This window comes from Dyadobacter sp. BHUBP1, from assembly GCF_050587785.1.
In the GTDB taxonomy this organism is placed as follows: Bacteria; Bacteroidota; Bacteroidia; order Cytophagales; family Spirosomataceae; genus Dyadobacter.
Map to the genome: position 1 here is coordinate 1,153,970 of NZ_JBOBIH010000001.1, position 21,132 is coordinate 1,175,101.

General features: G+C 48.8%; 14 protein-coding genes. 4 read left to right on the forward strand and 10 right to left on the reverse strand.

Features of this window, described 5'->3' with window-relative positions; translation table 11 throughout:
- Positions 1-160 precede the first annotated feature (160 nt).
- The 4 genes from ACQ4MZ_RS04850 to ACQ4MZ_RS04865 form a co-directional block, all read right to left on the reverse strand.
- The gene (locus ACQ4MZ_RS04850) at positions 161-2,284 is read right to left on the reverse strand and encodes an amylo-alpha-1,6-glucosidase (protein WP_430843451.1); all 2,124 of its coding nucleotides are present in this window, start codon (positions 2,282-2,284) and stop codon (positions 161-163) included.
- Between the two features lie 2 nt (positions 2,285-2,286).
- Positions 2,287-3,375: a glycosyltransferase family 4 protein gene (locus ACQ4MZ_RS04855; protein ID WP_430843452.1), complete on the reverse strand. Its 1,089-nt coding sequence runs from the start codon at positions 3,373-3,375 to the stop codon at positions 2,287-2,289.
- A 955-nt stretch (positions 3,376-4,330) separates the two neighbouring features.
- Positions 4,331-5,119: a helix-turn-helix domain-containing protein gene (locus ACQ4MZ_RS04860; protein WP_430843453.1), complete on the reverse strand. Its 789-nt coding sequence runs from the start codon at positions 5,117-5,119 to the stop codon at positions 4,331-4,333.
- A gap of 9 nt (positions 5,120-5,128) precedes the next feature.
- The gene (locus ACQ4MZ_RS04865) at positions 5,129-6,169 is read right to left on the reverse strand and encodes an SDR family oxidoreductase (RefSeq protein ID WP_430843454.1); all 1,041 of its coding nucleotides are present in this window, start codon (positions 6,167-6,169) and stop codon (positions 5,129-5,131) included.
- Positions 6,170-6,466: 297 nt separating this feature from the next.
- Between ACQ4MZ_RS04865 and ACQ4MZ_RS04870 the strand changes: the two genes are divergently transcribed.
- Positions 6,467-7,303 (forward strand): SDR family oxidoreductase, encoded by an 837-nt coding sequence (locus ACQ4MZ_RS04870; protein ID WP_430843455.1) that lies wholly within the window; start codon positions 6,467-6,469, stop codon positions 7,301-7,303.
- 171 nt (positions 7,304-7,474) lie between these two features.
- Positions 7,475-8,392 carry a helix-turn-helix domain-containing protein gene (locus tag ACQ4MZ_RS04875; protein WP_430843456.1) on the forward strand — a complete coding sequence of 306 codons (918 nt, stop codon included), beginning with the start codon at positions 7,475-7,477 and terminating at the stop codon, positions 8,390-8,392.
- Between the two features lie 228 nt (positions 8,393-8,620).
- Here the strand turns inward: ACQ4MZ_RS04875 and ACQ4MZ_RS04880 are convergent, their stop codons facing one another.
- The 5 genes from ACQ4MZ_RS04880 to ACQ4MZ_RS04900 form a co-directional block, all read right to left on the reverse strand.
- Positions 8,621-9,832: a T9SS type A sorting domain-containing protein gene (locus ACQ4MZ_RS04880; protein WP_430843457.1), complete on the reverse strand. Its 1,212-nt coding sequence runs from the start codon at positions 9,830-9,832 to the stop codon at positions 8,621-8,623.
- Positions 9,833-9,852: 20 nt separating this feature from the next.
- Positions 9,853-10,812 (reverse strand): hypothetical protein, encoded by a 960-nt coding sequence (locus ACQ4MZ_RS04885; protein ID WP_430843458.1) that lies wholly within the window; start codon positions 10,810-10,812, stop codon positions 9,853-9,855.
- 1,266 nt (positions 10,813-12,078) lie between these two features.
- The gene (locus ACQ4MZ_RS04890; protein ID WP_430843459.1) at positions 12,079-14,697 is read right to left on the reverse strand and encodes an ABC transporter permease; all 2,619 of its coding nucleotides are present in this window, start codon (positions 14,695-14,697) and stop codon (positions 12,079-12,081) included.
- Positions 14,694-15,032 (reverse strand): PadR family transcriptional regulator, encoded by a 339-nt coding sequence (locus ACQ4MZ_RS04895; protein ID WP_430843460.1) that lies wholly within the window; start codon positions 15,030-15,032, stop codon positions 14,694-14,696. Before ACQ4MZ_RS04895 ends, ACQ4MZ_RS04890 begins: the two co-directional genes overlap by 4 nt.
- Positions 15,033-15,236: 204 nt before the next feature.
- Positions 15,237-17,513: a DUF6923 family protein gene (locus ACQ4MZ_RS04900; RefSeq protein WP_430843461.1), complete on the reverse strand. Its 2,277-nt coding sequence runs from the start codon at positions 17,511-17,513 to the stop codon at positions 15,237-15,239.
- 365 nt (positions 17,514-17,878) lie between these two features.
- Here ACQ4MZ_RS04900 and ACQ4MZ_RS04905 point away from each other — a divergent pair, with 365 nt between their 5' ends.
- Positions 17,879-18,214 (forward strand): hypothetical protein, encoded by a 336-nt coding sequence (locus tag ACQ4MZ_RS04905; RefSeq protein WP_430843462.1) that lies wholly within the window; start codon positions 17,879-17,881, stop codon positions 18,212-18,214.
- Positions 18,215-18,701: 487 nt separating this feature from the next.
- Positions 18,702-20,039 carry an NADP-specific glutamate dehydrogenase gene (gene gdhA / locus ACQ4MZ_RS04910; RefSeq protein ID WP_430843463.1) on the forward strand — a complete coding sequence of 446 codons (1,338 nt, stop codon included), beginning with the start codon at positions 18,702-18,704 and terminating at the stop codon, positions 20,037-20,039.
- Positions 20,040-20,095: 56 nt separating this feature from the next.
- Here gdhA and ACQ4MZ_RS04915 read toward each other — a convergent pair whose 3' ends face one another.
- On the reverse strand, positions 20,096-21,118 hold the full coding sequence (locus ACQ4MZ_RS04915; protein ID WP_430843464.1) for an LLM class flavin-dependent oxidoreductase: 1,023 nt from the start codon (positions 21,116-21,118) through the stop codon (positions 20,096-20,098).
- Between the last annotated feature and the right edge of the window lie 14 nt (positions 21,119-21,132).

Below are 21,132 nucleotides of genomic sequence, written 5' to 3' on the forward strand. Positions count from 1 at the left end.
ACGTAAGGTGTTCGATAGATAGGTACCTTTTTCATAGTATAGTTGGTTATCGAACACCATCCGGTGCGGCAAGACCCATCGGTCGCGTTGCACTCCCGTTATGCGGGTGAGCTCGTAACGGATGGGCCAACCGGGTAAAGATGGGAGATAATGAGGCTGTTTACATTTTTATGATTTCCGCACCGGATTCCCTTCTGAATATGATCTGAAAAGTACTGCGACCAACCCGGAGGCCATTTATCCGGATATCGTCCAGATAATCGGGTAAACCATCCGCATGGAAAGTCAGGGAATCTGTCGAAGGACTAAAACCGGGAAGTAACAGCGCCTCGATAACCTGAAATGCCGCGGCTACCGACCACGCTTGTGGCGAGCATGCGACCGGGTAAGGCGTCGGCCCTTCTCCCTTGCGTCGTTCGAAGCCGCAATATAGCTCCGGCAACCTCTGCAACGGCAGGAACAGCGACGCATCGAAAAGTGAAGTGGCCAGTTGCTGCGCTTCCCGGTACAGGCCGTAATTGGCCATACCCATCGCCACCAACGAGACGTCATGGGGCCAAACCGAGCCATTGTGATAAGACATCGGATTGTACCGGGGCGATTCGGTAGAGACGGTGCGCAGGCCCCAGCCACTGAACATATCCGGCTTTAAGAGGGTGTTAGCCAATGGCGCCGCAAACTCATTCGGAACGATTCCCGTGTATAGCAGTTGCCCGGCGTTGGAAGATTTAATGCGGCAGGGCTTTTTATCACCGTCCAGGGCCAGTACATAACATTGAAGGGCTTCGTCCCAAAATCGCTTATGGAATTCCGCTTTTAATTTCCGGGCGCTTTCTTCCAGCCGGGTCGCAAGTTCAGGTTCACGCATTACCCGGGCCAGGATGGCTGCCTTAATCCTGGCTGCGTAAACATATCCTTGCACCTCGCACATGGCAATCGGAGGTGCGGCAAGCTCCCCGGTATCATAAAAAACGGAGTCGAAGCTGTCCTTCCAAGCCTGGTTGGTCAACCCGTTTTCGGCTTTGTGCTGATATTCCAGAAATCCATCACCATCCAGGTCGCCGAAATGGTCTATCCATTCCAGCGCGGCCCTGATGTTGGGCCACAATGTCTCTATGGTGACTTTATCGGCCGTTCGCTCGTAGTACTTTCCTGCCAACACGACAAACAGCGGCGTGGAATCGATACTGCCATAATATTGGCGGAACGGCACCTCGTTCAGGGCAACCATTTCGCCGTTGCGGGTTTCGTGCATGATTTTGCCGGGTTCGGCGTCAGCTGCCGAGTCCCATCCCGATGCTTGCCGGCTGGCAAGGAAAAAGAGCACATCCCTGGCCAGGTCCGGGGCTGCCCATAAGGTTTGCAGGGCGGTTATCAGCCCATCGCGGCCAAAGGCAGTGTTGTACCATGGAACGCCGGCATACGGATATTTACCTTGCGGAGTGTCGGCCAGCAGGGATATCAGGTCTATTTTGGAACGGTTCAGCCAGTGCGTAAACTGTTCGTTGGACGTCTCGATGCGGGGAAACATCGCACTTGTCTTGCGTAATCCGGGTTCGAGAAGGCTCCGTGCCTCTTTATAGCGCTCGGGAGCAGCGTCGTTTTTCTGGTGCTCTTCGTGAAAATGAATGGAGTAATCCAGTTCCGCAGCCTGGCCGGGCGACAGCTCAAAGTTGAAATGCGCAGCGGGAATGTTGTCGTCGTATTCAAAAACCCTCGGGAAATTTACCCTGGCTGTCCTTCTGATGCCGTCCAGGCCATCGTAATACAGAATGATCGTGCGGCCGTTTACAACAGGTGTGCCGGTCAAGCCCCTCTTTTCTCTTTTGATTCCCCTTACTTCGAAGATATCGAGAAAATCACCACTGAACCGGAGTGCCAATTTGATGGGCAATGCCTCTCCGGCGAAGGATTGCAATTGTATTTTTTCATAAAAGTGTCCCGACCGCAGAAACTGGCTCCTCCTTACATGGATTTGTCCCTGCTCGATCGTCAGCCCGTTATCGAGTGCGAGCGTCGGGTTCGTCAAGTCAATGGACAAAATTTCGTTTTCTTCTTTGATCGAGGACCCCAGCAACCGCGGGCGCACGCCGTTGATCCACAGGGACAAGCCACTGATATAGCGTGTATCCCTGTGATAAATGCCAAAGGCTTGTCCACGGGAGCTTGTGGCATCGCCGGACCGGTTGAGAATGGCGAATGTATCCCCATAGTTGAGCACCTGCGTCCGGTCGTCGAGCAATGAAATATCGATGGTATTCAATGATGCGATCTGATCTTCCATAATTACGCCGCGGTTTCTGCTGAAAAAGTACTGTTTAACGAGTGCGATGTGTCGGAGGCTTGCCGCTGTCGGGCTAGAAGCCTTGCATAAATCCGCTCGTAATTAGCCGTCATCACACCGGCTGTAAACCTTTGTTCGAAGCACCTTCTGACTTCTCTTCTGTCTATCAGACCGATACGACCAAGTGCGGAGATAGCTTCGTCTACGGAATCGACTATGAAACCGCTGATACCGTCCTGCAGAACTTCGGGGACCGAACCGTTCCTGAATGCGATCACTGGTGTGCCGCAGGCCATCGCTTCGATCATCACCATGCCAAATGGCTCCGGCCAGTCGATAGGAAAAAGCAGCGCTCTTGCCCCGCCCAGAAACGGTCCTTTCAGGTCTTCACCGATTTCGCCGATGAATTCCACATGCGGCTGCTGCAAGAGCGGCCGGATCGTGCTCTCGTAATATTGACGATCGGCCTTATCGATCTTGGCGGCAATTTTAATCTTCATACCTGCCCGCCTTGCGATTTCTATGGCGCGGTCCGGTCTCTTCTCACGAGAAATCCTTCCGATAAAAGCTACGTAGCCGCCGTCGCCGGCGCCCGGCGTATAAAGGTGTTCGGGCAGTCCATGGTACACCGTATCAAACCAGTGGGCATCAGGCAACGGTATCCGCTGATGGTTGGAAATCGAAACAATATGCTGACGGTCGAATCTGCGGTATATATGTTGCAGCTCGGGCAAATCCAGACGGCCGTGCAGCGTTGTCAACACGGGCTTCGAAAGCCTGCTTGAAAAAGGGAAGTGGAAGTAATCGGTGTGAAAATGCAAAACATCGAATTCTCCGGCCAGATCGGCGACATCCTGCATTTGAATAATGTGAAACGCGATGGGGTCGGTCACCGACGGGTCAAGCCGTAAGGCCGAACTGACCGGACTGATCAGCTTTGCCCTGGTTTTCGAATCTCCGGCCGCAAAAAGCGTGACCTCGTGGCCGTGGTTAACCAATTCCTCAGTCAGATAGGAGACTACTCTCTCTGTTCCACCGTACAGTTTCGGCGGCACCGATTCATATAGTGGCGCTATTTGTGCGATTTTCATATACATCGTTTTACAGGTTAAAATCTACGGTTTTGTCCTGTGGTAAGGGACACATATGATCATTGCGGAAAACCCGACATACGAAGCAGGCATGTCGGTACGGGATCCGATCGGATCAGATCCGGTTTTGCTTAAAGTGGTTCCATGGAGGCTTGCGGTCCATGAGATTTTCAGGAGAATTGCAGCTCCCTATTGTAATCCCCCCCGCATTGGAAGAGGCGTATGGCCGGTATGGCGCCTTTGAAATTATCGTCATTTGACAGCAATTTATCGTGAAACAAATCCTGGCAATGCCGTAGCATTCTCGACGTCCAGCCAGCAAGCAAAATTTGTGCCAGCGGTGGGGTCCGACGCAAACATTCTGCGGGCGATATTAACAGAAACGGTGTACCATTGGAGTTTCAACTCCGGATACGATGCTGTTGAAGATACCTATCTTTATGGAACAAGGTGGAAATGTCACTAGCAGTGTTGCGTAGAAGCACGATGTCAAACCAATTTGTGATTGATAACCCGGGTTCGCAGAATGACGAGAATGCCCAATGATTATTTATTACTTAAAAGGGACCTCCGGTGACCCTAATCAACAGTGGGAGCTGCAAGCAGTAATTCCCTTCCGGTCTAACTGATGAGTTTTAGCGGCACTCGTCTTGATAATAGTCAAAATAAACCGTTTTGGTCAACTTCATCGGAAGCCAACAACGACTTTAGAAAGAAGCTGCGATGCCGGAAAATTTATATCGATAGGCAGAGTTTCCGATAAAATATTTCATATTTTATCCAAGCCTATTGACAAAAGGCTATATTTTACAATTTCAGATAATTCACCCATTATTTCTTAGCCCCTTGACCTCACACAGATAATTGAAACATGCATAACATAGACCAGCGTATGTAGGAGACCCGCTAAAACTTTGAAAATAGTAGCAAAGTATTTAGGCGGAACCACCTACAATTAAGATCCCAAAAACTGGCTTGGTGGATAACCATATTGTTTTTTAAAGGCGAAGGAAAAGTGAGAGAGGTCCTCAAAGCCCGTATCCAGGTATACCGCCGAAGGTTTTCTTCTTTGCTCAACAATTTGATAGTGGGCCAGTTCCAGGCGTTTATGCGTCAGCCAACGCCCGGGCGACGTGTTAAACGCATTTTTAAAATCCTTTTTGAAAGTTGTCAAGCTTCTGCCGGTTAAATAGCCGAACTTTTCAAGCGGCAGGTTAAACCGGAAGTTTTGTTCCATAAACGTTACCAGGTCTACTTTACCCGGTGCTTCAAAGTGCCCCAGTAAGCCATCCGTCGCAGGATTGATCGCTCTTAAAATGCGAATAGCTTCTTCTACCTTAAATGCGGCAATGTCGGCGGGTAGCGCATCAGCCAAATCGAAATAGGGCTGCAAAGAAATAAACAAACTTTGCAGCAAGGGATGATCAGCGAAGATCAACGGCTCATGGTTGCGTTCCGCCGTAGGTTTAGTTCCCTTGTAGTATTGCTCCAGTCTATCTTTGCGGAAGATTACCGAGATAGCCACGCAAGGCTCGCCGTTCAGCGGCAGCTTGCTCATTCGCCCCAGTTGGTCACGCGGAAAAAGGACTGTATCACCGGCAAAGAAACGATAGCTGCGGTCGGCCGCTGCTATCCGGATCTCCCCGGATAGCACGCGCACAAGAGCAGGCCAGCGGAGCATAAGCTCCCGGCTGTAATGGACTTCCTTTTTACAGGATATAAAAACTTCGGCGACTTCCTGCATAGTGGCAATTTACAACAAATTCAACCGGATCAGGCTTTCCGCAGCGGCCAGTATCGCGTCTTTCTGCGAACGGGGCGACCAGCCCAGCAGCGCAACCGCTTTGGCACTGGTCAGGTTCATCGGAATACCCAATAATGGCACCATGCTTTTGACCATCGGATCTTTTAGCGCAGTAATGTGCAGAACAATATTCGGTAGTTGTATGGCTTTCACCTTGCCTGCTTTATCGCCCAAGTTGGCTTTCAGGATCTTTGCTACTTCCACCAGCCAGATACTTTCGCCGCCGGTAGCAATAAAGCGCTCACCATTTGCCTTAGGATTAACCATAGCGCGCAAGTGCAGATCGGCAACGTCCCGCACGTCGACAAAACAAGAATTGATCTTCGGGCAGCCCGCCATTTTACCGGTCAGCAGATTTTTGACAAGGTAAATGGAATGCGAATAATCAGGCCCTAATACCGGCCCCATTACCGCTGCCGGGTTAACCACTGACAGTTCCAGGTCGCCGCCTTCACATTCTATAAATTCCCAGGCTGCTCTTTCAGCCAGCGTTTTCGATTTCTGGTAAGCCGGGGCATCCGTAGTATCCGTCCAAACTGTTTCATCATAAGGTACCGTTTGCCTAGGGTGGCCATAAACGATAGCACCGATCGCCGAGGTCAGTACCACTCTTTTTACGCCCGCATCCCTGGATGCGCGTAACACCCGCAGCACACCCTCCCGGGCGGGAATAATCATTTCATCCTCATGCTTAAAATTCAGTTTTGGTGTCGGCGATGCGACATGCAACACGTAAGTGCAATCTTTTACCGCTTCGTCCCAATGCGCATCGCTCGATAGATCCGTCCGTATAAACGTTAGCTTTTCGCCCACCTCGATGCCGCCTTCACACAGCATTGACCTTACCACCAATCCCCGGTTTAGATCGCGAAGAGTGGCCCTAACCCGGTATCCGGCATTTAATAATTGCAGGATGCAGTGTACGGCAATAAAGCCCGTGCCACCGGTAACGAGGACTAATTTTTCTGTATTTGAATTTGTATCCATCATCTAATGTTTTGATGATGCAAAATTCGGTTTAAACCCGTCGTTGTGCTTTGTTTAAAAGGCGCAATATACTTTGTTTAAAAGGCGGATAGGATAGTGGTACTGCTCATGACGTGGTCTCTTCGATCACGTGTATATGAACAAAACCGCAGGACCATTGCAAAGCGCTATCTGGGTAAACGAACTTAAAGCATCACCCTTGTTTTGGCTAATCATTGCCCTGATTTGGCTTATTGCAGGTTTTTGATTCGCTGGACATTTGTCGAGTAGTTAAATGTCCAACAATTAAAAATCTCAGAAATGAACAAAACAGTATTGATTACAGGAACATCCTCAGGATTCGGTGCCTCAGCAGCCAACTATTTCGCAGCCCAAGACTGGAACGTTATCGCCACAATGCGGGATACCGGTAAAACAACAAGTCTCAGTAATTCCGGGAATATCTTTATTACTAAACTGGATGTAGAAGATGAAACGTCTATTAGAAATGCTGTCAAGGCAGGTATTGACCGCTTCGGAAAAATTGATGTGCTGGTTAACAATGCGGGCTATGGGCTATTCGGGGTTTTTGAAAGTGTCAGCGCGGAAGCCGTCAAAAATCAGTTCGCGGTAAATTTGTTTGGGGCAATGGATATAACAAGAGCAATCCTGCCTCACTTTCGTGAAAACAATTCAGGCGTCGTTATCAATGTCAGTTCCGGAGCTGGCGCTATCGGTTTTCCAATGGCCTCCGTTTACAGCGCATCAAAATTTGCGCTGGAGGGATGGTCGGAAGCGCTCCGGTATGAACTGGCTTCTTTGGGGATCAGGGTTAAAGTAATTGAACCGGGTGGTGCGCCTCAAACCGGTTTTCTTAACCGCGTGGGCGGGGAAAGTACCGGATTGTCCATGATTGACGATTATCTCCCTTTCTTAGAGCAGACTGGGAAAATGTTTCATGCGATGGCCGAAACTTCCGATGCGGATGCCGTGGAAAAAGTAGTAGCGGCTATCTACGAGGCGGCTACGGACGCGACAGGCCGTCTCCGCTATGCCCCAACAACAGACATACAGCCGATACTGAACGCCCGTCGCAGTACTTCAGAAGAAGCCTACCAGAAATTTACTGATAACATTTTTACTCAAAACAAGCGATAGCATTACCAAGCCCGTTAAAATAGCTCAATTGAAAACCATATTCATAACCGATGCTTCTTCCGGGCTGGTGAAAGCGACGGCAAAATTATCCGCATCAAAATGGAAAGTAATCGCTACCATGTGGCGACGCGCGCTTAAATAAACAGTCATTCTAGTTCAATAATGATAGCTATGATAGATAAATCAGTTCAAAAAAAAGAATTGCATTATTTCAAATCGGTGTCCCGGCTATGTAAAGCGCTCGGAATACCCAAGCCTACACATCCGCTGATCGCACTGATAAATCACGCCGACATAGCTGCCAGTTCTCAGGTCAGGTATCTTGTGCATGACTTCTATATGATTTCCTATAAAAGCAATTTACACGGAAAGCTGAAATACGGACAGGGTTATTATGATTTTGACGAAGGCGGGCTGGTGTTTGTTGCGCCTGGCCAGGCACTTTCTGTGGTCGATGATCAACAGTGCGGAGGGTACAGTGTGTTTGTTCATCCTGACTTTTTCGCGGGACATCCTTTGGCAAGATCCATAGCTAAATATGGATTCTTCGCCTACAATATTAGTGAGGCCCTGCATCTTTCCGAGAAAGAAAGAGATAAAGTCCTGAATGTCTTTAATGCTATTAAAGAGGAACTGGAAGCAGCCATCGATGATACTAGCCAGCAGTTGATTAGTTCCTATCTGGAGGTCCTTTTAAATTACAGCAATCGGTATTACAAAAGGCAGTTCATCACCAGGAAAGCGGTGAGTAAGCCCATTGTCGAACGGTTCGAAGAAACGCTCAATAACTATTACCGTGACCGGCTGGCTTTGGAAAACGGTGTCCCGTCGGTAAGATATTTTTCCGAGCAATTGAATGTTTCTGCCGGATATCTGAGCGACTTGCTCAGGAATCTTACAGGATTAAATACACAGCAACACATCCACGCAAAGCTGATCGATTTAGCAAAGCAAAGGCTTTCGCTGTCTGAGTTGACCGCAGCAGAAATCGCTTACGAGCTAGGATTTGAGCATCCGCAGTCCTTCAACAAATTGTTTAAAAACAAGACCGGGGTAACGCCGGTGGAATTCAGGGAAAGTCTTAATTGATCATCACACTTTCTCGCAAGTCCTCTCACGATCGGGTAACTCATTCTATGTTAAATGAGAAAACTCAGAAACTACGGCAAAGTTTATGGCAAAAAATCCTTATTATTCTTGAGTGTATTCAAATGAGGAAACTACCTAAGGCTACAAACACACTGCAAGAGCATAGCTTGCAGTGTGTTTTTTCGACACAGCAGTTTTTTCAGTGCTGCTAAAAATGAATGTGTCAATTTATGGGGCAACAATGATCCGGTGCAACTCATCCTGACCGCTCTGCCACGTAATTTTCAATAGGTAACTACCTGCTGCAATATTTCTCACATCAATTCCGGCCGAGGGAAACGATGCTCCCTCGAAAACGGTGATACCTGCCTGGGAAGTCAGTGAGACGTGTCTGAGCACGTCAGCCTCCGGCTTTTTTAGTAACAACCGGTCTTGGGTTGGATTGGGGTATACAAACGTGTGTGTTCTTTTGTTATTCAACCTAATGCTCTGGATACGGCTGTAAGCAAAGGTTTTGTCACGATCGATCATTTTCAGCCGGTAATACCCCTGGCCTGAAAGTGGAGCCGCATCGGTGAACTGGTAGGAAACCAATGCCTTGCTATCCCCTTCGGCCATGTGTGAGCCTATTATCTGCCAATTTTTGGCATCATTGCCCCGTTGAATTTCAAATTTCTCAGCATTAATTTCCTCTGTTGTAACCCAATTTACCTGCACCGTTCCGGCTTCCTGGGTAAGGGAAAATGAAAGCAATGTCACCGGCATAGACGGCGCTGCACAAATTTCAATCGGGGTCTGACTTGCGGATGCGCAAGAACCTCCGATGTCTGCAATAAGCACTCCTGCCGCAAGGTTTGGTGCCAAACTTCCTCCCTCTGCCAAATAGTTGACGGCATAAATCCGGTACTTTCCTGGTGCCGACGGCAACGTAATCGGGCTTTCTGTGTGCGCAGATACAATGCGCCCGGTACTGTCGGTGAGTGCGTACCGGGTGAGATATCCGGCAGAGGTATTGTGGCCGGTCACCTGAAATGCGACAGAGCTTCCCGCAGGGACACAACCGCCGCTAACACAAAATTGGGCCGGTTGCTGACTTATGTCCACGCAATCGCCTCCAATGGCGGAGATGTTCGTGCCGGGTGTTGTGTTCGGCGCAGTTCCGGATGTTTTGTAGTTGACCGCGTAGAGATAGTAAGTCCCATTAACGTCAGGAGCAGCGAATCCGTCGGTAACCGTTTTAAGTATCCTGCCGTTAGTATTGGTTAGCAGATATACCGTTGTGTACCCGGCCGTAGTATTGTTGCCCGCAACTGAGAAATGGACAGACGAACCAGCATTAAGGCATTGTGCGCTGAGCATTCGGGGAAGTGCTCCTAACATGACCAACAATGCCGTCAATTTCCAGTGCGCTGAAAAAGGGGAAAAGTATGTTTTCTTCATAGCTTTCTTGACGGGTAACGTTATGGTATAATCGTAATGGTTCCCGCTTCGGACTGACAACATTCAAGTGCTCCGATACTCAACGCATTGGACGCCGCCGAATTACAGGTGCCGTCGCTGGCCGTAACGGTGTAAGGACCAGTTGCCGGCGCCAAGCCTGTAAAAACCCCCGTCGTATTGGACATGCCGCCCGGAGAGAGCGTATAAGTCAGGCCGGCGGCCGGCGACTCTACCGAGATACTGCCGGTCGGAACCTCACAACTTGGGTCGGTAGCAGCTATTACAGGAGCAGAAGGCCCGGTCACGGTAACGGCAACTTCATCGGTGCAACCGTTTGAAGTCCAGATAAAATAATAAACCCCCGGAGCCGAAAACCCGGAAATGGTTGTTGTGCCGCTGCTAGGGTTTGCGATGGATGTGGGTGTGGGATTGCCTGATTTTTCACTCCAAACGCCGGTTCCGGTCCCCGCCATTTCAGTGGTGGCGCCCACGCAAATGGTCGTATCCGGGCCACCGTCGACTGTATAAGTAAGCCGGAAATTGTCGATATAAGTGTAAGCACTTGTATTTCCCGGGACAACAGGGGCATTTAATATTTCAATGCGGTCATAGGTCTCGGTAGTCGTTATATTGAAACTTCTTGTAACCCACGTTGGATTGGTTGCTGAAAGGACATTGTCCACAACAACAGAACCGATTAGCTGCGCGGGAATGTGGGAAAAGTCTGGGTCGGTAGACTTTACGCCGTAAAACAGTAACGTAGAATTGGTATTTACGTACGGACTAGCGATGACGTTACCCGCATCCAGATAGAATGTGTAGTTTCCAGGCGGTAGCGGTTGGGCCAGCGTGTTTTGCCAGTTTTCGGTATTATGCCCTCCGAGCCAGTTAGTCCCATCGCTTCCACCAGTTAACGCCGTAGAAGCAGGCCACGAAGCTGCTGGCTTATTAGAAACACATTCGCCAGGCCGGTTGACCATTAGCTGCCCGTATGTACTACTAAGTCCTCCGATTGTTTTCCAATTTGACGCGTAGTTAATTGTTCCCCGGGTACTGAAGTTTGGGCAGTTAGTGTAGGTTTCCATACTGCCGTTTGCGATAAAATTGATACACTGGGCAGTTGCCGCAGTTCTGATCACGACAAGTAATATCCAGGTAGGAAAAAGGCGTTTGGGCCAACGCTTAAAGAAGTTTAATAAGACGCAAATTTGTTGCATAATGTTGGTGATTTTGTGAAAAAAAATGACAAAACAGTCGCTTCAAGATTACTTTGAGTAATCCAGTTGGAGGGTATTTTTCTAAAAGAATGCGATTCTATTGATATCCGGGGCCAGCTGACAAGGCTTTATAGAGGCACACGGAAATACCGGGGCTCATTTGCAATTGTCACCTTCCTGTTTTTTCGGTTCGGACGTAAACTTTTAGGGCAATGTTTCTGAAATTGTCCGGCGCCGTGCTTCCAAATAGCGTGAAAACGCTTGCGTCAGCACATCGTCCGAACAACTAAGATCGAGGTAAAAGTACTTTATGTAACCGGTAATCTCTCCACAAAAAATTTGATTGTCCGTTAACAAAATGTATTTGTTACGCTTTAATAAATTTAATGGCAGTTGAAGAATTACTACAAGTAGTTTATTCCATGCAACCGTAATTCTGGTTACTATTCAATAGTTCGATTTTTTAAATTCGAAAATCTTATCGTTTGTGAACGAATGTGAAAAACAATTGATGAAAGTGAACCAAAATAGATCATTCAATCTGTTAACCGATTCGTTAACTTGAGACGATGAGATAGGAAAAGCAGCCATTTAGAGCGAATATGCACCATATACAGGATTCCTGTGGGGGAGCACTGAAGCGTACACAGAGCTTTTTTTCGTTTTGTATCGAAAATTGAGATCACTTACAGGGTTGATCATCAATGACTTCATGAAAACGATGCGATTTAATGAAGCCTAAAAGCTGCTCAATTCGGGACTTTATTACGTCAGTGAGGTGAGCATAATGATCGTTTTGATGACAGCAAGTATTTCAGCGCAGAATTCAAAAAAAGATTTTTGGAAAAACGCCGACCGAGGCTAAAAAGGGTCGTGTTTTATGAACTGCATCGTGGCAATTTGTTGTGGCAAAAATATACAGGGAGACCACGCTAACTTGCCTGAATCAGCGCGACTGGTTGGGAAACAGAGCAATGGGCCTCACCTCGCACCATCCACCTTTTTCCCCCATCGTCCTCGTCATATCATTTATTCGTTGGCTAACGAACGCACTGGATTCATTAATGCGGCCCGTGTTGCCTGCATGACGACAGTCGCCACCACAATGAACAATGTAGAACAAATAGCAAACACGAATACGCCCGGACCGATCTTTACCCGGTACTCGAAGTCACCGAGCCATTGATCCATGATGTACCAGCCAATGGGCGCCGCGATTAGAAATGCCATAGCGACCAACCTGACAAAGTCCCCGATAAGCAGCGCGACAATGCTGGGTACCGACGCGCCAAGCACCTTTCTGACGCCGATTTCCTTTATGCGCTGTTGTGCGGAGAATGTGGCTAACCCGAAAATACCCATACAGGAAATAAAAATGGCCAGGCCGGTGAAAGTGCTCGTCAAGATACCGATCTGTTTTTCGCGTGCAAAACGCGCTTCATAGATATCATCGACAAAGGAATAACTGAAAGGATAGCGCGGATCAATCTTTTTAAAGACAGATTCCAATACCGTCAGGCTTTTGTCAAGCGGATTCGCCGGATTGAGGCGGAGATTAACCCATTGATGAGCAAGCAGACCGCCCGGCCCTGTAATGATAGCAGGTTTGACGGGTGAATAGGGAGATTCGTAAATAAAATCTTTGACTACCCCCACTATATGCCAGTCAGTGTTTTGAAAGTGGACGATCGAGCCGATCGGTGTTTTTAAACGCATGGCTTTGACGGCTGTTTCATTGAGCACGATGGCCGTTGAGTCGGTGGAATACTGAGAAAGATCGATATCTCTGCCTGCCACCAATTCAACCCCCGTCGTTTTGACAAAATCGCGATCGGCCCCGAAAAGGTCAAATTCCACATTTTTATCGGTTTCGACGCTGCCCGGGAACTTTACGCCCCATTGGCGCGTGTTCAGACTCATCGCAGGTCCCAGCGACCGGGTGGTTGACACAACCGCCCCACTGGCAAGGAGTTCGTCACGCAGCAATGCGTAGTGTTTTTCCAGGTTTCCCGGCAACGCTGCATAAAGCAGGTGCTCTTTGTTAAAGCCATTGTCACGCTGTTCGGCATGATCGATTTGATTGCGGATGACCAAGGTCGAAATTATCAGTACAATAGCGAAAGTGAACTGGATGACTACCAGACCTTTTCGGGCAGGAACCGCCACAGGTCCGCGACTGTACGAGCCTTTCAGGACTCTCGCCGGTTGAAAAGACGATAATACAATGGCAGGGTAGCTCCCCGCCAAAAAGCCCGTAAACAGTACAAATGCGATGCCCGACGCCCAGAAAACAGGAGAACCAAAATCAGGTTGAAGATGGCTGCCGATCAATTCGTTGAATGTGGGTGTCAGGGACCAGATTGCGGCGGCCGCAAACAGGCCTGCTATCAGGGCAAGCAACACCGCTTCACCCATAAACCGCATTACAAGCGAGCCTTGCGCCGCTCCGGCAACCTTGCGGATACCAACTTCTCTAGCGCGCATTTCCCCTCTGGCTGTACTCAGGTTCACGAAATTGACGCAGGCTATCATCAAAATGAACACGGCGACCACGGCAAATAACCTCACTGCGACGATTCCGCCGCCGACGACCTCACCATTTTCTATTTTGGAATACAAATGCCACTTATGGGCCGAATGCAGAAAGATTTCCCGGTGCGCCACGTTATCGACTTTGCCTTTCAGATGATGGGCAGTCACTTTCCTGATTTTTTGGTTGACGGCCGCCTCCTGTGCGCCCCGACGCAGCAAGACAAATGTGCTGAAATTGTTGGATGTCCAGTCGGCACCGGCAGAGCCTGGCTTTATCATATATTCCCAGGGAAGCAGATAGTCAATATCTTGAAACTGGCTATTCGCAGGCAGATTATCCATTACTGCCGCCACTAAGAAATTGTCTCTGTTGTCTATTTGAATTCTTTTTCCAACGGCGTTTTCCGTCCCAAAGAAGTTCATTGCCAATCGCTTGGATATGACTATTTTCCCTGCTTCGGCAAGTGGCGGATTCTTGGTGGCTGAAAGTGGGAAAATGTCAAAGATATTGACGAAATCGGGGTCCGCCAGGGCACCTTTCACATTGCTGTTGACATCACCGACCGACAAGAGCAGCGTCAGCGGTGCATACCGGGTCGCCAATTCAATGTCAGGATAAGATGCTTTAAGGACCGGGGCCAGTGGCGAGGGGCTAGTTGACCAAACGGTCTTTTCGCTATTAAAAACGTCACGATTATAAATCTGATAGATTCTGTCGGTTCGACTATACTGCCGATCAAATTGTAATTCGTTTTGAATCCAGAGGAAGATCAATGCCGCGGCCGTCATCCCGACAGCCAGCCCGACAATGTTAATGAAGGCGAAACCTTTTGATTTCAGCAGGCTTCGCCACGAAATACGCAGATAGTTACTAAGCATACCGACGGAATAGTTTGGTGTTGGATACAGCGTGGTTTTTTGGCTTTTTATGAAAACAAACCGGGCAAAGCCCAATACTTCGAGCACGTACCTGAGTTTCGCCCGACGCATCCCCCATCGTGATGCGCATTTTTGAAAACGTTCCTGAAGGTCACCTTGAACTTCTTCGACTTGCGCTGCGCTGCAAAAGAGATATAGCAGCTGTTCAGCGAATTTCGGTGGTTTCGGGCCGTTCATATTCCTTGTACGAGCAAACCTTTGGACATAATTGAATCCCACAATTTTGAACGCATGTCCCTCACGCTTTGCAATGTCTGGTTTCCCAACGTCGTGACCGCAAACAGCCGCTTCCGCCGGCCTCCCCGTTCCTGGGTTGCTTCGCCAAACGCGGAGCTGACCATTCCTTTTTCCTCAAGTCGTTGCAAAGCAGCGTGCACGGCACTAATGCTGACCGATCTCCCTGTCTGGTTTTGCATTTCGTCTGCGATTGCCGCCCCGTATGCCCCTGGATGCAGGACAGTGACGGTCAGCAGTACAAGTTCTTCAAATTCACCCAGGTAGTTTCTCTTCATCGCTGTATAAGTTCAACTTTTGTAGATAAAATACTGTACCATGAATAAGATGCTTTTGCACGTTGCTGTTTATGAGTCTTTTATGCTTTTTGTTGCTCGGATTGAGATGTCCGAAAGTGAACATTTTACTGCGATAGCGGACAAAAAAGAGCCCCTGAGAAGCGGACGGACCGCACTCAGGGGCTCTTCAATCGAATTGGAGCACTACTTTTTCTTAATCACTTTCTGTGAAACAGATGAGCCATCCGGCATTTGAGTTTTGATTAGGTATACTCCATTCGGAAGAGGCCGGATGTTAAGCACCGTCTTGTTTTTACCATCGCTGTTGCGGCCTTCTATCAATGTGCGTCCGAAAATATCCAGCACTTTGATCACCTCTGAGCCATTTAGTCCGTTTATGGTTAATTCGTCCGCCGCGGGATTTGGGTAAGTATATATCATGGCACTATTTTCAGATGCCATTACTCTGATCTGACTATAAGTATATTTACCATCAACGTCGACCATCCTCAGGCGGTAGTAACTTCTGCGCCGCAGGGGATTTGGATCAGCGAAATGGTAGTCGAGCCGGCTGCTGCTGACGGTTTCGGAAGATAAAGATGGCAAAAATCCTATCTTAGTCCAGGCAGATGCGTTTGCACTTCGCTCGATCTCAAAGCCTTTACTGTTTTCTTCGCTGGACGTAGCCCATTGCAGGTTCACAGTGTTGCCTTCCGGACGGACATCGAAACGGATCAGAGTTACCGGCATGGGGCTTTCTGTCTCAATAGAGTAACCCGCGGCGGAACTGGTGGCTCCGCCATTATCGGTAATGGAATAGGTAAAACCAACAGGATTGCTGCTTGTCCCGCTTCCGGTTGCCCCGTAGATCACCAGTTTGGTAACATCGAAGTTAGGAATACTCACAGGCCCGCCAGTTACATCTATGGGTACAGGTCCTGATCCCAAGTCGTAGTATAGTTGAGTGGATGCGTTGATCGCCTCAATATTGAAGGTGGTTCCCGTGCCCGTATTACATGTACCGGCGCCGGCACAATCTTCCGGATCAGAGCCCGAAAGGGAACCGCCGGAAGGATAGCCCGTCAGGTTTGCCGACGATGCAGCAATAGATTGATAGCCTGGTAATGCGGGATAGCCGGCGGGCGGAGCGACGCTAAATGCTGCGTTGGGCACCTGGTATGTTTTAAGGTCCGCAACAGGCGGTTGCTGGATGCCAAAGTTAATGTCTGTGCTATTTACGCCTACGGTAAACACCGGACTGATTCCGTCTGCCGGGGCTGTGTTTCCGGTATTCTCCGCGCCATTGAACTCTCCCGTATTTACCCAACCTGCCGGAAGGCCCGGCACAGGGGAAGCCGTACCAGGGGTACCATTTGTCGTACTCAGCACCACGTGGTAATTGCCTGCCGGAATGCCATCAAAGCCATAAAATCCCGATGGAAGTACAGGGGCAACAGCAACGACATTTCCGTCGGTGCCGATGAGATTGGCATACAGTCCGGAAGGCGCTACGTTCGGGTTTCCTGTGCTGTTATTAACATTTCCTGCATCCGGATCGTGGAATACCGTGCCCGAAATAGTCGTAACCAGGAGGGTGTTGGGGCAACTCGCTCCGTCGTTGTTGTTGGCCCCTCCTGTGGGCGCAGTCGATATCAGGGTAGCCGCATTCGTCGTCATATCGACCTTGTAGAAGCCTCCCAATGTATTGGCAAATACATAGAAGGTATTGGGCTTTTCATCGATAAAAACAGAGCCAAAGGCCACCTTTTCATTATTTTGTATACCACCGCCCGCAATGGTTGTGGGTGTGATGGTTACCTGTTGTGTTACCGGATTTATCGTAAACCTGCGGTATGCGTTCGTTGCACTTTGTGCGTCTATGATGCCGTTGAACAGCCCGTTTGAAGAGCTATAAACAATATCTGATATATCCAGACTGGTCGCACCGATAAAAGTATTTCCGTACGGGGCCGCGTCCAGCGTATAAGAGGCTGTTGGATCCACCAGTTGCAGATACGTGGCTGTTCTGGCTGGATTGATGTCGACTACGTAGTATCTTGTGGCCAGCCTGCTATAAATGAATAAATAGCCGTCCCCGAAAACCTCCCCGACATTGTAATATGCGCTGACTTCCGGGGCAGGTAAATTCGGTATGGAATAAGTTGAAAGTGCGGCATTAGCCCCAATTTTGACGACCTGGTTGGTTAGGACGTTGATGCCCCAAATATAATTATCAAGCGTATTATAACCGATGGAATTGACTCTGGCAGGAAGGGCTCCCATCAGCGTTCTGACGCCTGTGGATACATTGTAGCTGTAAAGAGAAGAATTGCTTGTATTTGGCCCGCTCACCTGATATGCAAGATTAGAACAAGCAAACGGCGTAGGTTCTTGCGCCCATGCAAGGGAAATACTTATCAAATACTTGACAATTACAAGTGCCGTTTTAGATGATGGTTTACTGTGATAGATTTTTTTCATTTGCTACGAAGTTTAAATGGCGTGTAAAATCAATAGCTTTTATCTTGTTTATGGGAGTGCTCGTGTCCTGAATTAATTTGCTGTTAGTAAAAATTGGTTTGAGACAGAGTTGAATTAATTAATAGGAGTGTCCCGTTAAATGCTGGCAGGCGATCATTTAGTTTGAACCTGCCTGCATTTCCAAATTTTTCCAGGAGGGGTACTGTTGTTTTTCCAGATTGAATAGCTCAACCTTGTTTTGTAGGTGCTGTAATATTCAAAAAATGTTCTGAGACAGACGGGTGATAATCTTGTCAAATAATGGGTAGAATTTTGTCAAATAATGGACGCGGTAAATAGCCTGCTTCAAAAGCTTTGACAAGCTTTTGGCAGGAGACATAACCGGGAAGGGAAATGAAGATCAGAAGGAAGATTGGAGTACTTTGTCTTGCCGCAAACGGGCCGGCTTCACAGAGCCGATGTCTCGGTGGGTGAGCGTGAACGCATACACAACATGGGCTGCTACCAGCTGCAAAAAGAAGGACAGCCTGGTAGCTCGTAAAGTCCGCGGGTGTCTTTCCAGCATAATCCGCCATGCCAATGTGGAGATCAAGCCGCTTGCGATGCCAAATACCGACGCTTTGAGTGGGATTGACAAATCGTCATTGCGGCGTTCATTCGAAATTCCGTACACTACCGACCACAGAATGCCTACCAGATAGTGTGCTGCCCAGCCTTTTGCCGTCGCACTACGGCCGGGATGGGCCCGCTTGGCTATTATTTTAGAAAGCAGGTCCGGTTCGATATAATTCCCGAAGTAGCGAATAGGGAAGCACCTGCCAGGCGAAAAATGGATCTGAAAAACATACCTGTTCTGAATTAGGATAAATTAATCGCTTTGGAGCGTCCGTGCAGCGAAAATTGTGCCGAACCCGGGACAACCGCACGAGTATACAGCTCCTCAATAGCTTGGGCAAATTGCTCTTTTCGGCAATAATCTGCAAACGGGTAGCAATTTGGTCGACGGTCATAACTATTAGATATTAATGATAACAAAGGGACTCGAATAGCAAACTTTCCTCCTCAAATCGGCGAGTAATAAGTGTTCCTCCAAGGTAATATTTTATGTGACCCGTGGTTTATCTATTTATATTAGCGCGCCTTAATTGAATGGGCAAGTTAATTTTTAGTCTTAAACTATGTTAATCAGTGACTTCAGTTGAATCTTTTATGACCCGGCTTGTCAACCGAAATTCCGGTGAAAGTGAATTTCATCAGGCAGTACGGGAAGTCGTCGAAACAATTATCCCTTTTATCGAAGACAAACCTCATTATCAGAAAGCTAAGATCCTGGAACGGATTGTCGAACCTGAGCGTGTGATTATTTTCAGGGTACCCTGGATGAACGACCTCGGGGAAGTCGAAGTCAACCGCGGCTATCGGGTCCAAATGAACAGTGCGATCGGACCTTACAAGGGTGGGCTGCGTTTTCACCCATCGGTAAATCTGAGCACACTCAAATTTTTGGCATTTGAACAGATTTTTAAAAACAGTCTCACTCAGTTGCCTATGGGAGGCGGGAAGGGAGGCGCCGATTTCGACCCCAAAGGACGTTCTGATCGGGAGGTAATGTTTTTTTGCCAAAGCTTTATGACAGAGCTTTTCCGGCACATCAGTTCCGATAATGACGTCCCTGCCGGGGATATCGGGGTAGGGGCCAGGGAAATCGGGTTTCTATTTGGTCAGTATAAGAGGCTCAAGAATGAATTTACCGGCGTTTTAACGGGTAAGGGCGCCAGCTATGGTGGCAGCCTGATCCGCCCCGAGGCCACAGGATATGGGGTAGTCTATTTTGTTGAACAAATGCTGGGTCAACGACGTGACAGTATTAAAGGCAAGCGGGTAGTGATTTCAGGATCTGGCAACGTGGCGCAGTACACGCTCGAAAAGTGCGTAGAGCTGGGTGCAAAGGTCGTCACGCTTTCCGATTCATCCGGTTATATCTACGATGAGAAAGGTATAGACTCCGAGAAACTTGCCTATGTCATGCGTTTGAAAAATGAAGAGCGGGGCCGGATAAGCATGTATGCAGACAAATTTGGATGTCAATTTGTGGCTGGCAAAACTCCCTGGGAAGTGCCCTGCGACATTGCTTTGCCGAATGCTACTCAAAACGAACTTCATGCGGAGGACGCCCGAATGTTGATTAAGAACGGCTGTTTCTGCGTTGCCGAAGGAGCTAATATGCCTTGTACTCCGGAGGCAATTGCGGTATTTGAAGACAGCGACATACTGTATGCCCCCGGGAAGGCGGCGAATGCCGGCGGTGTAGCTGTGTCGGGCCTGGAAATGTCACAAAATTCGCTACGCCTGTCATGGTCGCGCGAAGAGGTGGATAAGAAGTTGAAGGAAATCATGTTTAACATTCATTCAACCTGCATACGTTATGGCCACAAACCAGACGGCCGCATGAGCTATATACAGGGTGCAAATATCGGAGGCTTCGTGCGGGTGGCTGATGCTATGATTGCACAGGGGCTGGTGTAACGGACAGTGACAAACTTATCTTCCACCGGAGCGGGGAAGATAAGTTTAATCGCCATTTAGCGCCATCCGAGTCCCGGTGCCACATGCTCTAAGATAGACGACAGTACATGGACATTGTAGTCAACTCCCAATGTATTCGGTATTGTTAGAAGAATGGTGTCGGCTTCCTGAATGGCTTCGTCCTGTGCCAGCTCTTTGATGAGCTGGTCTGGCTCAGCGGCGTAGCTTCTACCGAAAATGGCGCGCTTGTCCTGCTCGATCATACCGATTTTGTCGGTCCGGTTACTTTCCTGCCCGAAGAAATAGCGGTCCTGGTCGGTTACCAAAGCGAAAATAGACCGGCTCACCGAAACTCTGGGTTCGCGCTGGTGTCCCGCCTTTTTCCAGGCTTCCTTATATAACCTGATCTGCTCGGCTTGCTGCACGTGAAAAGGTTTGCCGCTTTCGTCGTATTTCAGCGTAGAACTTTGAAGGTGCATCCCGTTTTCTGCCGCCCATACTGCCGTTGCATTGGAGGCAGCACCCCACCAGATCCGTTCACGCAACCCTTCTGAGTGAGGTTCCAGGCGCAGCAGGCCCGGCGGATTCGGAAACATCGGGTAGGGATTGGGCTGTGCAAATCCCACACCCCTTAATTTATCCAGAAATTCCAGCGCCTTGCGGCGTCCCATATCAGCATCGGTTTCTCCTTCGGCGGGCTCGTAGCCAAAGTAGCGCCATCCGTCGATCACCTGTTCCGGCGATCCTCTGCTGATCCCCAGTTGTAATCGTCCTTCCGAAATCAAATCCGCGGCGCCGGCATCTTCCACCATATACAGCGGGTTCTCGTAACGCATGTCGATTACGCCTGTACCAATCTCTATTTTGCTTGTTTTGGCGCCGATGGCCGAGAGCAATGGAAATGGTGATGCGAGTTGGGCCGCGAAATGATGCACCCGAAAGTAAGCCCCGTCCAAACCGATTTCTTCTGCAGCGACAGCCAGATCAATGGATTGGAGCAAGGTATCACTCGCGGTTCGGGCGTTGTAGGCCGGATGGTTAGACCAATGCCCGAACGATAAAAAACCTATCTTCTTCATAACATGTATGTCTT